We start from the raw sequence: 13,253 nt of genomic DNA on the forward strand, positions 1-13,253 counted from the left end.
TTATGTTTCCGTCGGTTCGGGGAGTCTATGCGTAAGCGATTTTTCAAAGGGCTGCTGCACGATCACCGCACCGCCTACCTGCTGCTGCTGCCGTTTATGCTGCTGTTCGCGGTGTTCAACGCCTTCCCGATCTTCTTCTCGGCGTTTCTGTCATTTCAGTCGTGGAACCCGGTAAAAGGCCTCAGTTCGATGAAGTTTGTCGGGCTGGATAACTTTTACTATGCCTTCACCGACGATGCCTTCTGGGTGTCGCTGGTCAACACCATCAAAATTACTCTGGTGTCCGGTCTGTGCCAGCATTTGTTCGCCATCACTCTGGCCTACTCATTGCTGCACATCATCGTGCGGGGCCGACGCTTTTTAAAGGCGGCGATCTTCCTGCCCTACATCACCTCTTCCGTCGCCGTCAGCCTGATAGTGTTCAATCTGTTCTCCCCGGTCGGCATGGTCAACGAACTGCTCAGCGGACTGGCGACCCGGCTGCACCTTGGCGCACTGGCGGCCGCCTTGCCGATCAACTTCTTTGACAGTGACTGGATCCGTTTCACCATCGCCAATCAGGTGACCTGGAAGTTTACCGGCATCAATACGGTGATCTACATGACTGGCCTGGCGTCGATCTCACCGGACCTGTACGAAGCGATTGAACTGGACGGTGCCGGCCGCTGGCAGAAATTCCGCTATATCGCCCTGCCGCTGTTGGCCCCCTTTATCTTCTTCGCCACGCTGATGACGTTGATCGGCAATATGCAGCTGTTCAATGAACCGATGATCCTGACGCAAGGGACCGGCGGCGTCGACAACAGCGGCCTGACGGTGTCGATGTACGTGTATAAAACCGGCTGGTCCTATCTGGATATGGGCACCGCTTCGGCAATCTCCTGGATCCTGTTCCTGTTGATAGCCGTGGTCAGCGCACTGGTATTTTGGGGCTTTGGCAACCGCGGGGGATTAAAAGATGAACGCTAACGGACGCCGTTTTGACACCGGCAAGCTGGTGATCTACCTGCTGGTCTCGCTGTTTGCTTCGCTGTCACTGTTCCCGTTCTACTGGTCGGCCTTGCTGGCAACGCAGGACACCCGCAGCATCATGGGCATGTCGCTGCGCTTTGGCAGCCACCTGCTGGAAAACTACCGAGGGCTGGAACAACAGGTCCCCTTCACCCGTTCGCTGATCAATACCCTGTATGTCACCGCCATGGCCACCCTGACCAGCGTGCTGGTGTCCGCCGCCGCGGGTTACGCCTTCAGCGTTTATCAGTTCAAGGGCAAGAAGGTACTGTTCACCACCCTGATGCTGACCATGATGGTGCCCAGCGTGGTCAACCTGGTGCCTTATTTCTTCGTGATCAAAAGCGTCGGCCTGCTGGATCAGTTCGCCGCCGTCTGGCTACCGGCCGGGGTCAACATCTTCGGTATTTTCCTGGTACGCCAGTACGTCAGTTCCTCGCTGCCCAGCGAAATCCTCGACAGCGCGCGTATGGATGGCCTGAACGAACTGCAGATCTTCCTGCGTATCGGCCTGCCGCTGATGCGCCCGGCACTGCTGACGGTGGCGATCGTGGTGGTGGTCGATACCTGGAACAACTTTATGCTGCCGCTGGTGGCGTTACAGTCACCGGACAAACAAATTCTACAGTTGGTGCTGCGTAGCCTGAGCGGTGCCACCGCCACGCCGTGGAACCTGGTGATGACCGGCAGCTTCCTGGCGATCGTGCCGCTGCTGATCGCCTTTATCTTCTCTTCCAAACAAATGATGGAGAGCCTCACCCGTGGGGCGGTCAAAGGGTAACTTATGCAATCAATCGATATTTACCGCGATCACAGCACCGCTGAGCGCCAGCAAGTGATCCTGTTTGCCACCGCAGAGGACGCACTGCCTGCCACCTTGCAAAATGCCGGTCTGCAACGGGCAGTGGTCGGCACGCTTTATCCGCTCGGCGACAGTCGTTTTGCTCTCAATATCGGCACGCCGCTGACGCCCGCCGCGTTGCAGGACGCCGGGGCCATTATCGCCGCCGGGCAAAAAGATTTCGGCTTGCAGCAGCTACGCCTGACGCTAACGCCAGAGCTGCCGGCAGATGCCGAGAGCTGGCGTTGGCTGCTGTTCGGCCTGCGCCTGGGGGCTTATCGTTATCAGCATCACGACAGTGTGAAGCTCACCGACCCCACCCTGCCGCTGAACAGCCAGGATGCGACCACCCAGGCGCTGTGCGACTGGGCCAATCTGCATGCCGAAGGGGTGATCATTGGCCGCGAGCTGATGAACAAACCGGCCAATATTCTCTACCCGGAAAGCTTTGTGGAAGCGGTAGCCCAACTGCCGTTCAGCCACCTGCGCCAGGAAGTGCTGGGGGATGAACAAATGGCAGCACTGGGCTTTGGCGGCCTGCTCGGGGTGGGCCAGGGCAGCGCCCGCGCATCGCAGTTGCTGATCCTCGATCACCATCCGGCCAACGCCCGCCACACGCTGGCGCTGGTCGGCAAAGGCGTCACCTTCGACAGCGGCGGCATCAGCATTAAAGGCGCGGCTCGCATGAGCACCATGAAGTTCGATATGGGCGGCGCGGCGGCGGTGGTGGGCGCGATGCGAATCATCGACGCGTTGCAATTACCAATCCGCGTCATTGGCCTGTGCGGGCTGGTGGAAAATATGCCCTCCTCACGCGCCCAGCGCCCCGGTGACGTCGTCACCATGCACAACGGCAAATCGGTAGAGATCATTTCGACCGACGCCGAAGGTCGCATGGTGCTGGCCGACGTGATCAGCTATGCCCAGCAACGCTTCCAGCCGGATTATCTGCTGGATATCGCCACCCTGACCGGCGGTGCCGGCGTAGCGCTGGGCAAGGAATATGCCGCCATGATGGGTAACGACGAGGCTTTTCTGGCGCAGGTCAGCCAGGCGGGCAAGGTCAGCGCAGAACCGGTCTGGCCGATGCCGCACGGCGGCTGGTATCGCGGCGTGCTGAAGTCTGAATTTGCCGACTATCGCCACGGTGGCGAAGATCCGCACGGTAGCCCGTGCGTGGCGGCGACCTTTATCAGCGAGTTCGTGCAACCGGGCCAACGCTGGGCACACCTGGACATCGCCGCCATGTCGACCGATATGCCGCACCGCAAGCTGTACGCCAACGGCGCATCCTCATTCGGCGTGCTGTTGCTGGCACGGCTGAGTTCCCTGCTTGCCGAAACGGAGCACTGATGGCTTACGTAGAACTGCTTGATATCAACAAACGCTATGACAACGGCTATCAGGCCGCCAGCAATGTGAATCTGCAGGTGGAGAAAGGCGAGTTTGTGGTGCTGCTCGGCCCATCGGGCTGCGGTAAATCCACCACCCTGCGCATGATCGCCGGGCTGGAAACCCTGTCCTCCGGCGAATTGCGGATTGACGGTGAACGCATGAACGAGGTGCTGCCCAAATACCGTGATATCGCCATGGTGTTCCAGAGCTATGCGCTGTACCCGCACATGACGGTGTACGAGAACATGGCGCTGTCGCTAAAAATCAAAGGGATGGCCAAGGCGGAGATCGCCAGCCAGATTGCTGCGGTCGCCGAAATGCTGCACCTGAGCGAGTTCCTGCAGGTCAAACCCGGTCAGTTGTCCGGTGGCCAACGCCAGCGGGTGGCGCTCGGTCGGGCGATTGTCCGGCGACCCAAGGTGTTCCTGTTCGATGAGCCGCTGTCCAACCTCGATGCCAAACTGCGCAACCGCATGCGTCAGGAGCTGTCGGCGCTGCACAAGGCGATCGGCGCCACCATCATCTACGTCACCCACGATCAGGTGGAGGCGATGACCATGGCGGACAAAGTAGTGATCATGAACCAGGGCAAAGTGCAGCAAATCGGTACGCCGCTGGATCTTTATCACCGGCCGGTTAATCGTTTTGTCGCCGAGTTTATCGGCTCACCGCAGATGAACCTGTTTGAGGTGCAGGTCCAGGTTCAGGGCGAGCAGATTGTGCTGCAGGGCGATTCGGGATTGGTGTTGCCGCTGGCGGCGGCCGACTTCCCGGCGCTGAGCCCTCTGCACGGTGCCTGGCTGACGCTGGGCTGCCGTCCGGAGGCCTGTAGCATCAGCGCGCCGCTGGCGGAGCCGCATCTGAGCGGGACGCTGGTGTACAGCGAAAATCTGGGTGCGGAGAGCAATCTGTTCGTGCAGGGTGACAACGGCGCGCAGTACATCGTGAAACAGCATACTCAATTGCAGCACTCACAAGGACAGCCACTGGCGGTGACGCTGGATACCACCGCGTTGCACTTTTTTGATCCGCAAACGGGCGAACGGTTGGCGGCATGCGGGGAAACGGTGTTACCGACCGGCGTTCTGTGAGACCCTATCACCGCTGCGCGCCCCTACCGCAGCGCCCTGTTTTCCGTTGAGTATTCGCCCCATGCCGATTAAAAAAGTCACCTCTCACGATGTCGCCCGCGTTGCCGGTGTTTCACGCACCGTGGTTTCCCGCGCCTTTTCCAATCAGGGCCGGGTGTCGCAGAAGAACCGTGAACTGGTGATGCGCGTCGCCAGCCAACTGGGCTACGCGCCGGACGCCATCGCCCAGAGCCTGCACACCGGCAAAACCGGCTTTGTCGCGGTGGTGGTTAACCACTTTCACGACCTGTCAGATCTGGAGTTTTTCGACCGTTTGGTGGAACAGCTGCAAAACAGCAATCGACAGGCGGTGATGATCCGACTGGAAGGCATCGCAGATCCGGCCGGCTACCTGAAACAAACCATTTCCTATCACGTGGATTCTGCCGTGGTGTTCGCCGACAACATCAGCGCCCGCGCCGCGAAGGATCTGTTCCGCATTGCCACACCAATTATGCTCAACGGCCTGGCGGGTGACGCCCTGTGCGATGCGCTCAACGCCGACGAGGCCCCCAGCCTGCAACAACTGGCGGCGCTGATGGCGCAAAAGGGTCAGCGGCGGGTGGCGGTGCTTGGCGGGCGCAGCAGCGCCAAAGGGGAACAGCTACGCCAGCAGACCTTCTTAGCTCAGGCGGCACAACAACAGTTGCAGATCGTGGCCCAGCTCAGCGGAGATTACAGCTACCAGAGTGGTTTCACGCTGGCACCGCAGCTACTGGCGGCACAGCCGGCCCCGCAGGCGATCTTCTGCACCGCAGATTCCATGGCAATGGGGGTGATGGATTATATTCGTTTGCATACGTCGTTGCGGATCCCGCAGGACGTCGCGGTCTACGGCTTTGACGATATCCCGATGGCCGCCTGGCCGAGCTATCAACTGACCTCGGTGCGGCGGGATATCAGCGCGATGATCGCCGCCATTGTGCAACTGATAGAATTACGCAGCAGCAGCCCGCAGGCCGCACCGCAGCAGGTGACCATCCCCACCGAACTGGTGGTTCGCGCCTCCTGTTAACCCCGCTTTTCAGCGGGTGGTAATGATCTCGGCATCGCGTAATTCCGGTGCCGCCATGCCACTTTGCCACAGCCAGTATTGGATCGGACCGGGGCAGTTGAGGCTCACCACCTTGTGGTTGCCGTGTTTATCGACGGCATGGATAGTCACCCCCTCGGTGTAACCGTCCTTCAGGTAGTTCAAATCCTCTATCGCTTCATACACCGCCTGATCCAGCGTCATGCCCATCTTCATATACAACACCACGGCACGACTGGTACCGCAACGGATGGTCATTTCCCCGGTGTGGGTGCAGGCACAGGCCCCATAGCGGCTGTCGGCATAGGAGCCGCTGCCGATGATTGGACTGTCCCCCAAGCGGCCCGGGTATTTCCATGCCCAGCCCGAGGTAGAAGTGGCCGCACTCAGGGTGCCCCCGCCATCCTGCGCCAAGAACACCGTGGTATCGCGCACTCGCTCGGGATCGGTGGCGTTGTTCGACAAGCCGGCCAGCGGAATATTCGGCCAGTCGCGGCGCTGTTCCGCACTCATCGCCTGCTCCAGCTTTTCCCACCACACGCGTTTGGAGTCGGCAATCAGGTTGTCGCCCGCCAGTGCGCCAATTTCGGCAGCAAAACGTGCCGCCCCAGCACCGACCAGGATCTCGTGGTTAAGATCTTCCATCACCCGGTAAGCCACCTCCACCGGATGCAGGAACCCTTGCAATGCCCCTACCGCACCGGTGCGCAAGCTGTCGCCGTCCATCACCGAGGCATCCAGCTCCATCTCGCCCAGGACGTTGGGCCAGCCGCCATAACCCACGGTGCGCACGCTCGGATCCAGCTCCACCAGCTTGATGCCGTCAACGATGGCTCGCAGGCCATTGTGCCCCTGCTGCAGCCGTTCGGCCGACAGACCGATCCCCGGATGTCCTTCAGAGTTTGCAATCACAATCATAGGATTTTGTTTCCCGCACGGCGTTGAGCGCCCAAAGAGAGGCACCGGGATTTCCGGTGTTCAGTGCCAATGGAACACGTGTTCCATTGGTGTTTAAAAAGTATCTTCGCCTCGCTGAAAAGTCAAACTCAGGCGGCAAAAAGCGTGGCTTGGCACGCCTTTTCTCAACGTGCTACCGGGCCAGCAAACGTGCGCCATTCAACTACACTGTGATCTCGACCGAAAAGCGCATGAGGAGCCATGATGTCCAAGAAAACTGTAGACCCAACCCAACCCGCCGCTCAGCACGATATCCGTACTTTTCTGGATGCGTTGAATGCCGGGGGCGGCAAGCCGATGGAACAGATGAAACCGAAAGAGGCGCGTAAGGTGCTGGAAGGCGCGCAGCGTAGCGTCGAAGTGCCGCTGCACGAGGTCGAAATCAGCGAGAAAACCATTCATGTCGAGGGGCAGGACATCCTGCTGCACATCGTGCGACCGGCCAAGGTCAAGGAAGCACTGCCGGTATTTATGTTCTTCCACGGCGGCGGTTGGGTGCTGGGAGATTTCCCTACCCATGAACGGCTGGTGCGCGATCTGGTTTACAGTTCCGGCGCGGCGGCGGTGTTCGTTAACTACACCCCGTCACCGGAAGCTCATTACCCCACCGCCATCAATCAGGCCTATGCCGCCACCGAGTGGGTGGCGGAATACGGCGAGAAAATCAACGTCGACGGCTCCCGGCTGGCGGTAGTCGGCAACAGCGTCGGCGGCAATATGGCGGCGGTGGTCAGCCTGATGGCCAAAGAGAAAGGCACCCCGGCACTGCGCACGCAAATCCTGCTGTGGCCGGTAACGCACGCCAGCTTTGATACCGACTCTTACCACCAGTTCGCCGAAGGCCACTTCCTGACCCGCAATATGATGAAGTGGTTCTGGGACAACTACACCACCGATAAAGCCCAACGCAAAGAGATCTACGCCTCACCGCTCAATGCCACGCTGGAACAGTTAAAAGGCCTGCCACCGGCCCTGGTGCAGACCGCCGAGCTGGACGTGCTGCGCGACGAAGGCGAGGCCTATGCCCGGTTGCTGAATGCCGCCGGGGTAGAGGTCACTTCCACCCGCTATAACGGCCTGATCCACGATTATGGCCTGCTGAACCCCATCGCCCATGTGCCGGCGGTGCATTCCGCCATCCACCAGGCCGGACGGGCGCTCAAACATTATCTGGCCTAGGTTAATCGGCATAATGGCAGGCCACCCGATGCCCCGCAGCCACCGTACGTAACGCCGGAGCCTGCTCCCGGCACTGTGCGGTGGCCTGCGGACAACGGGGATGAAAACGACAACCCTGCGGCGGTTGCGCCGGGTTAGGCAGTTCACCCCGCGCCATCGCCTGCGGTTGGCGTTGCGGATCCAGACTGGGCACTGCTGCCAGCAACGCCTGGGTATAAGGATGGCGCGGTTGGCGAAACAGGCTGTCGCGGTCTGCGCTCTCGACAATCTGGCCGAGATACATCACCGCCACGTCCTGACACAGGTGCTCCACCACCCCGAGATCGTGCGAAATAAACAGAAAGGTCACCCCCTGCTGCTCCTGAAGATCGGAAAACAGGTTGATAATCTGCGCCTGAATCGAGACGTCGAGCGCCGAAATCGGCTCATCGGCGACGATAAATTCCGGCTGCAGGATCAGCGCGCGCGCAATTCCGATACGCTGGCGCTGGCCACCAGAAAACTCATGCGGAAAACGCCCATAATGCTGGGCCGACAGTCCGCAGATCTCCATGGTGTCGATCACCCGGTCACGCAGCTCGTTTTTCTGCGCCAGCCCGTGTTGTAACAGGGCTTCACCAATCGCATCGCCAATACGCATCCTCGGGTTCAGCGAACTGTAGGGATCCTGAAACACCAATTGCATCTTCGGGCGCATCTCACGCAGCCGACGCGGGCTGAGCGCATCCAGCGCCTGGCCATTGAACAACACCTCACCGGCGGTTTTATCATGCAGCCCCAGCAGCGTGCGACCAACGGTGGTTTTCCCACTGCCGGACTCGCCCACCAGGCCGAAAATCGTGCCTTTTCGAATACCGAAACTGACGTCATCTACCGCCCGCAATTGCCCGGTGGTCCGGCCGAACAGGCCTTCCCGCAGCGGAAAATGCTTCTTCAAGCCTTTGACTTCCACCAGCCACTCAGCCGACATGAATACGCCCTCCCGCATTCAGAAAACAGGCCGACTGACGCTGCAATGTGCCATACAACGGCGGAATGCCGTCGCGGCAGCGCGCACTGGCCTGAGCACAACGATCGGCAAACGCACAATGGTCCGGCAGCTTGGCCAGATCCGGCACCTGACCGGGGATCGAATACAGCCTGCGCCGCCGCTGCCCGGCCACCGGCCGCGAAGCCATCAGCCCCTGAGTGTAAGGGTGCTGGGGGTTAGCCAGTACCTCATGCGTCCCCCCCTGCTCGACTATCCGCCCGGCGTACATCACCACCAGCCGGTCGGCCATCTGAGCAATCACGCCAAGGTCGTGGGTGATCAACATCATCGCCATGTTATTTTTACGGGTCTGCTCACGCAGCAGTGCCAGGATCTGCGCCTGCACGGTGACGTCCAGCGCGGTGGTCGGCTCATCGGCAATCAACAGCGCCGGGCGACAGCTGATGGCCATGGCAATCATAATGCGCTGTAACATGCCGCCGGAAAGCTGGTGCGGGTAGCTGGTCATCAACTGTTCCGCCCGCGCCAACCCAACCTCGGTAATCAGCGCCGTCGCCTCACGCCATGCTACCTTCGGCGAAGTCCCACGATGGCGGATCAACGGTTCCACCAACTGTTCGCCGATGGTCAGCACCGGGTTCAGCGCGCTCATCGGTTCCTGAAAAATCATCGCCAGCCGGTTGCCACGCAGATCGGCCATCTGCTGCGGCCGCAGCTTCAATAAATCCTGACCGTCGAAGTGGATTTCGCCGCCGTCAATTTGCGCCAGCGGCTGCGGCAATAGCCCCATCAGCGCCATGGCGGTGACGCTTTTACCGCAGCCGGACTCACCGACCACTCCCAGCGTCTGTCCGGCATGCAGTTCAAAACTCAGTTGCTGCACCGCCTGCACCCGACCCTGCTCACCATTGAAGGCCACCGACAGTTGATTAAAAGCCAGCAGGGGTCGGCTCATGGTTTTACTCCGTTCATTTTCGGATCGAGTGCGTCCCGCAGACCGTCACCCAGAATATTGATCGCCACCACGGTGATAAAAATCGCCAGGCCCGGCGGCATCCACAGCCAGGGACGACGCTGAAAGTCGATCAGGCTGTTGGCGGCATCCATCATGTTGCCCCACGACGGCGTTGGCGGCACCACACCCAGCCCCAGATAGCTGAGTGCCGACTCACTGAGGATGGCATTGGCAACGCCCATGGTGGCCACCACCACCAGGATCGGAATGGTATTCGGCAGCAGATGGCCGAACAGGCGTCTCCGGGTGGACAGCCCCAGCACTTCGGTTGCCAGCATGAAGTCACGCTCACGCAGCGACAGGATCTGCCCCCGCACCAGCCGCGCCAGCGACGGCCAGCCCAGCAGGCTGAGCATAATCATCACCATATAGATGCGGTAATCCGGCGAGACGTCCAGCTCGGACAGCATCGCCCCCATAATGATCAGCAGCGGCAGGCTGGGGATGGTCATCAACAGATCGGCAAAGCGCATGATCAACTTGTCCACCATGCCGCCCAAATAGCCGGACAGCGCCCCCAGCAGGTAACCGAGCGTGACGGACAGCAGCATCGACACCAGGCCGATGGTCAGCGAGATGCGCCCCGCCAGCAACAGGCGGGTGTAAATATCGCGGCCAAGAAAATCCGTGCCGAGCCAGTGCGCCGCATTGGGGGCCTGATTGATGTTCAACGCATCCCCGGCATCGTCCTGCCAGGGCGACAGCATCGGCCCAAAGAGGCACAGCACCGCCAATATCAGCAGCAACAGCAGCGAGAGCATCGCCAACCGGTGACGCCGCAGCCGTTGCCAGGCCTGAGCGGTCGGGGGCGGCGACAGTTGCGCCAGCGCCGGAAGTTGCGCCTGCCGCCAGCGGCGACGGCGACCAAAAAACAGCGTTGCCAGCATGTTCACCTCAAACGAATTCGTGGGTCGGCATAGGCGTACAGAATGTCCGCCAGCAGATTGCCCAAAATAGTCAGCACCGCCAGAAACAGCGTGAAGCCCATCAGCACCGGATAGTCACGTGCGGCCAGCGAGTCAATGTGGATGTGCCCCGCCCCAGGCCAGTTGAAGATTTTTTCGGTGATCAGCGCGCCGGAAAACAGTGCCGGTAATTCAAAGCCCAGCAGCGTGATAATCGGCAACAGCGCATTGCGCAGCGCGTGTTTGACGATCACCGTTTTTTCTTTCAGGCCTTTGGCGCGTGCGGTGCGGATATAGTCCATGCGGATCACGTCCAGCATGCTGGCGCGGAAATAGCGTGTCAGGGTGCCGGCCTGCAGCATCACCAGTGCCAGCACCGGCAACAACAGGTGCGCCGCCACTTCCGCCACCCAGGCCAGCCCGGTCGCTTCGCTGCCGGTACGCAACATGCCGCCCGCGGGCAACCAGTGCAGATCGACGGCGAACCATTTGATCAGCAGCAGGCAAAGGAAAAAGGTCGGAAATGACATGGCGCCGAACACCGCCACGGTGACCAGATGATCGAACAGCGAATAGGGTTTCATCGCCGAAGCCACGCCAACCGCCAGCGCAATGCCCCAGTACAACACCAGGGCGACCGAAGCCAGCAGGAACGAGTTCCAAATATACTGATTCAACAAGGTGCTGACCGGGATTTGGTACTGCAGCGAAAAGCCGAGGTTGCCTTGCAGCAACTGGCCGAGCCAGTGCCAATAGCGGATCAGCAGCGGCTGGTCCAGCCCATACAGCGCCCGCAGCTCGGCGGCACGTTGCGGCGTCAGGTTGATGTTGCCGTCAATAAAGTCGCCGGGGGTCAGCGCGAAGATAAAGAAAATCAGCAGTGACGCCAGCAGCAGCATTGGCAGGGTTTGCAGCAGGCGGCGCAGGATAAAGTTTCTCATGGTGTTTTCCATCACCGCCGCACGGGGGAGCGCGGCGGTGCCTTGCCGTTACTGGGCCAGTTTGACGTCCGGCAGGCTGCCGGTCAGGCCATTGTAGACATCCGGCTTAAAGCCGGTGACGCGGGCACTGCTGGCACTGAGCACTTTACGGTTGCCCAGCAGGATCACCGGCGGATCTTCGGCCAGCACCTGATACAGCTGGTGGTACAGAGGCTTGCGCTGCCCGATATCCAGCGTGGCGTTAGCCTGGCTAATCAGCTTGTCCGCCTGCGGATTGTTATAGCCGGTCTCACTCACCTGGCTGATGAAATCGCGCACCCCGTCATGCGGGTCATTCAGCCCGCTGGTGCTGAGCGACGCCAGGTCATAATTTCCTGCCTTGCGCTGTGCCAGCAACGCGTTGAAATCCAACACCTGTGGCTTTAACAGCACGCCAATCTGCCGGTAGTTGTCTTTGGCGATCGGCACCAGGGCGTCATTCAGCAGCTTTTTTGTCACCAGCAGCGTCAGTTCCAGTTTTTTACCGTCTTTTTGGCGAATGCCGTCGGCACCCGGTTTCCAGCCGGCCTGATCGAGCAATTGTTTCGCCTTGTTGACGTCATAAGCGTAAGGATTGATGCCTTGCGGATCATAGGCCCAGGAAACGGGAGAGATGGGTTGATTCGCCACCGTGCCGTACCCCTGATACACCACGGTGATCAATTTTTGGCGATCCAGCCCGTAGATCAACGCCTGACGTACGCGCGCATCCTGCAATGCCGGGCGCTTAAAGTTGAAATCCACCCGGCTGTAGTCGCTGGAGCTGTACAGGTTGATATTGGCGAAGCCCAACAGCTTCAACTGCTCGATATCGTCCGGCTTGGAGGTAAAGGCGTCGTAATCGGTTTCACCGGTCTGAAACAGCTGGAAGTTGGTGGTCGGGTTGGTCACGCGGTAAATAAAGCGGGCCACTGCCGGCGGGCCGAGGTAGAAGTTCGGGTTGGCGTGAAAACGGATCTCCTGCCCCGGTATGTATTTGTCGTAAATATAAGGCCCGTTGCCCAACGGTTTGCCGTTCAGCGCCCGCACGCTCTCCAGCTTGCCGCGTTGGTAATCCTTGCCGTAATAGGCTTTCGACAGCACTGGCCCGCCAATCAATAACAGGGTGGTGGCGCCCGGTTGGGTGGTGGTGATCTGAAGGGTACGATCGTCAATCACCTTCAGCCCGCTGATAACTGGGGCAGTGCCATTTTTGTATTCCGCCCCACCCTGAATATGCGCCGGGGCAATGTCGGTGTCACCGTCATAGGCGGGGTCATGCAGCAGCGTCAGGGTAAAGGCGATGTCTTCCGCCTTGATAGGCGAACCGTCGCTGTAGACCAGATTAGGACGCAGCTTGATGGTATAGACCAAATTATCCGCGCTGACCTGCCAGGACTCCGCCAGGCGCGCTATCGGTTTGCCTTCACTGTCCAGGCCAATCAACCGGGTAAAGATCACGTCGGTGACGTTTTCGTCCCAACCGTTGGTAAACAGATAAGGGTTAAAATTGCCCTGCGGCTCGAGGATACCGGCCACTACGGTGTCGTTGCGCAGCTTGGCTGCCGCCGGCACCAAACTGGCATCGCTCGCCGGAGTGATCCCTTCCGCCAGCGTTTCCGCCTGAACACTGAATGAAAGGCCTATCGCACTGGCCAGCGCCAACGGCACCAGTCGTTTTTGCAACAGTCTGTTTATATTATTTTTTATTTTGCTCACCCACTGCCCCTTGTCTACCCGTTGATAAAATGTGACAAAATTTATCGAAGAGTAATGGGCAGCCGGAGGGCTGTCTAACAACGAAACCGGCATTCCATTGCCGAAAAAAGCATTATGA

General features: G+C 59.7%; 12 protein-coding genes. 6 read left to right on the top strand and 6 right to left on the bottom strand.

What is annotated here, in order from left to right; translation table 11 throughout:
- The first annotated feature begins 27 nt into the window (after positions 1-27).
- From BEI65_RS16875 to BEI65_RS16895, 5 genes are all read left to right on the top strand, one after another.
- Positions 28-969 carry a carbohydrate ABC transporter permease gene (locus tag BEI65_RS16875; RefSeq protein WP_099064317.1) on the top strand — a complete coding sequence of 314 codons (942 nt, stop codon included), beginning with the start codon at positions 28-30 and terminating at the stop codon, positions 967-969.
- Positions 959-1,792 carry a carbohydrate ABC transporter permease gene (locus BEI65_RS16880; protein WP_099064318.1) on the top strand — a complete coding sequence of 278 codons (834 nt, stop codon included), beginning with the start codon at positions 959-961 and terminating at the stop codon, positions 1,790-1,792. The genes BEI65_RS16875 and BEI65_RS16880 overlap by 11 nt, the downstream gene beginning before the upstream one ends.
- Before the next feature lie 3 nt (positions 1,793-1,795).
- Positions 1,796-3,205, top strand: a complete 1,410-nt coding sequence (locus BEI65_RS16885; protein WP_099064319.1) for a M17 family metallopeptidase — start codon at positions 1,796-1,798, stop codon at positions 3,203-3,205.
- A complete protein-coding gene (locus tag BEI65_RS16890) occupies positions 3,205-4,338 on the top strand; it encodes an ABC transporter ATP-binding protein (RefSeq protein WP_099064320.1) in 1,134 nt (377 codons plus the stop codon). The genes BEI65_RS16885 and BEI65_RS16890 overlap by 1 nt, the downstream gene beginning before the upstream one ends.
- A 61-nt stretch (positions 4,339-4,399) precedes the next feature.
- A complete protein-coding gene (locus BEI65_RS16895; RefSeq protein WP_232519111.1) occupies positions 4,400-5,392 on the top strand; it encodes a LacI family DNA-binding transcriptional regulator in 993 nt (330 codons plus the stop codon).
- A gap of 9 nt (positions 5,393-5,401) precedes the next feature.
- On the opposite strand, the gene BEI65_RS16900 is transcribed toward BEI65_RS16895, so the two are convergent.
- Complete coding sequence (locus BEI65_RS16900; protein WP_099064321.1) at positions 5,402-6,328, bottom strand: N(4)-(beta-N-acetylglucosaminyl)-L-asparaginase; 927 nt, start codon at positions 6,326-6,328, stop codon at positions 5,402-5,404.
- Between the two features lie 243 nt (positions 6,329-6,571).
- Between BEI65_RS16900 and BEI65_RS16905 the strand changes: the two genes are divergently transcribed.
- Positions 6,572-7,546, top strand: a complete 975-nt coding sequence (locus BEI65_RS16905; RefSeq protein ID WP_099064322.1) for an alpha/beta hydrolase — start codon at positions 6,572-6,574, stop codon at positions 7,544-7,546.
- 1 nt (position 7,547) lies between these two features.
- Here BEI65_RS16905 and BEI65_RS16910 read toward each other — a convergent pair whose 3' ends face one another.
- From BEI65_RS16910 to BEI65_RS16930, 5 genes are read right to left on the bottom strand one after another with little or no spacing between them, the layout of a single operon-like run.
- Positions 7,548-8,516, bottom strand: coding sequence for an ABC transporter ATP-binding protein (locus tag BEI65_RS16910; RefSeq protein ID WP_099064323.1), 969 nt, complete (start codon positions 8,514-8,516; stop codon positions 7,548-7,550).
- On the bottom strand, positions 8,506-9,492 hold the full coding sequence (locus BEI65_RS16915; RefSeq protein WP_099064324.1) for an ABC transporter ATP-binding protein: 987 nt from the start codon (positions 9,490-9,492) through the stop codon (positions 8,506-8,508). The genes BEI65_RS16910 and BEI65_RS16915 overlap by 11 nt, the downstream gene beginning before the upstream one ends.
- Positions 9,489-10,439: an oligopeptide ABC transporter permease gene (opp4C, locus tag BEI65_RS16920; RefSeq protein WP_099064325.1), complete on the bottom strand. Its 951-nt coding sequence runs from the start codon at positions 10,437-10,439 to the stop codon at positions 9,489-9,491. The genes BEI65_RS16915 and opp4C overlap by 4 nt, the downstream gene beginning before the upstream one ends.
- 2 nt (positions 10,440-10,441) lie before the next feature.
- Positions 10,442-11,398 (bottom strand): ABC transporter permease, encoded by a 957-nt coding sequence (locus BEI65_RS16925; protein WP_017893140.1) that lies wholly within the window; start codon positions 11,396-11,398, stop codon positions 10,442-10,444.
- 48 nt (positions 11,399-11,446) lie between these two features.
- Entirely contained in the window at positions 11,447-13,135 is a 1,689-nt protein-coding gene (locus BEI65_RS16930) for an ABC transporter substrate-binding protein (RefSeq protein ID WP_099064326.1), read from the bottom strand.
- Between the last annotated feature and the right edge of the window lie 118 nt (positions 13,136-13,253).

Source organism: Serratia sp. BW106, from assembly GCF_002607755.1.
GTDB classification, from domain to species: domain Bacteria; phylum Pseudomonadota; class Gammaproteobacteria; order Enterobacterales; family Enterobacteriaceae; genus Serratia; species Serratia proteamaculans.